Origin of the sequence: Rhodopseudomonas sp. (assembly GCF_048594845.1) — a bacterium.
In the GTDB taxonomy this organism is placed as follows: Bacteria; Pseudomonadota; Alphaproteobacteria; order Rhizobiales; family Xanthobacteraceae; genus Rhodopseudomonas.
The window spans coordinates 1-1,525 of the sequence record NZ_JBMDXE010000217.1 but is presented as its reverse complement, the minus strand read 5'-3'; the positions used below and the strand labels follow the sequence as shown (position 1 = coordinate 1,525).

Genomic DNA, 1,525 nt, shown 5'->3' with positions numbered 1-1,525 from the left:
CCGACATCCAGCCCGGAGTCACCATCCCGATCGGCCCCGGCACTGATGTGATCGCGGGCGAGGGTAAGATCATCACCGCCGGCGGCTTCGACTCGCACATCCATTTCATCTGTCCGCAACAAATCGACGACGCGCTCTATTCCGGCGTCACCACTTTGCTCGGCGGCGGCACCGGACCCTCGCACGGCACTTACGCCACCACCTGCACCCCGGGGCCGTGGCACATCGGCCGGATGATACAGTCGTTCGATGCGTTTCCGGTCAATCTCGGCATCTCCGGCAAGGGCAACGCCGCGTTGCCCGGCCCGCTGAAGGAGATGATCGAAGGCGGGGCCTGCGCGCTCAAGCTGCACGAGGACTGGGGCACGACACCGGCGGCGATCGACAACTGCCTCACCGTCGCCGACGAATACGACATCCAGGTGATGATCCACACCGACACGCTCAACGAGTCGGGCTTCGTCGAAGACACCGTGAAGGCGTTCAAGGGCCGCACCATTCACGCCTTCCATACCGAAGGCGCCGGCGGCGGCCACGCGCCGGATATCATCAAGGTGGCGGGGCTCGAAAACGTGCTGCCGTCGTCGACCAATCCGACGCGGCCGTTCACCAAAAACACCATCGACGAGCATCTCGACATGCTGATGGTGTGTCACCATCTCGATCCGTCGATCGCCGAGGATCTGGCGTTCGCCGAGAGCCGCATCCGCAAGGAAACCATCGCGGCCGAAGATATTCTTCACGACCTCGGCGCGCTCTCGATGATGTCGTCGGACAGCCAAGCGATGGGACGGCTCGGCGAAGTGATCATCCGTACCTGGCAGACCGCCGACAAGATGAAGAAGCAGCGCGGCGCACTCTCGCAGGACTCCGCGCGTAATGACAATTTCCGCGTCAAGCGCTACATCGCCAAGTACACGATCAATCCGGCGATTGCCCACGGCGTGTCGAAGCTGATCGGCTCGGTCGAGACCGGCAAGATGGCCGACCTCGTGCTGTGGTCGCCGGCGTTCTTCGGCGTCAAGCCGGATTGCATCATCAAGGGCGGCAGCATCGTCGCCGCCCCGATGGGCGATCCCAACGCTTCGATCCCGACGCCGCAGCCGGTGCACTATCAGCCGATGTTCGGCGCGTTCGGCAAGGCGCTGACGGCGTCGTCGGTGGTGTTCACCTCACAGGCCGCCGCCGCCGGCAATTTGGCCCGCGACCTCGGCATTGCGAAAACGCTGTATCCGATCAGCAACGTCCGTGGCGGCATCTCCAAGAAGAGCATGATCCACAATGATGCGACGCCAAAGCTCGAGGTCGATCCCGAGACCTACGAGGTTCGCGCCGATGGCGAGCTGCTGACCTGTGCCCCCGCCGAAGTGCTGCCGATGGCCCAGCGCTACTTCATGTTCTGATGAAGCCTGCGTGCCCCGGACGCGCCGCGGCACGCAGTGCCGCTGCGCAGATCCGGGGCCCCGCGTATGCCGTGGTGATCCACCGGGGTGCCGCGCCGCCCCCCCCCCCCGCCGCCCGCGCC

Annotated in this window: 1 protein-coding gene; it reads left to right on the top strand. The window is 65.0% G+C overall.

Features of this window, described 5'->3' with window-relative positions:
* Positions 1 to 1,403: urease subunit alpha (gene ureC / locus ACOJTD_RS14270; protein WP_420133559.1), on the top strand; the 1,403-nt coding region annotated here is incomplete at its 5' end.
* Positions 1,404 to 1,525 lie beyond the last annotated feature (122 nt).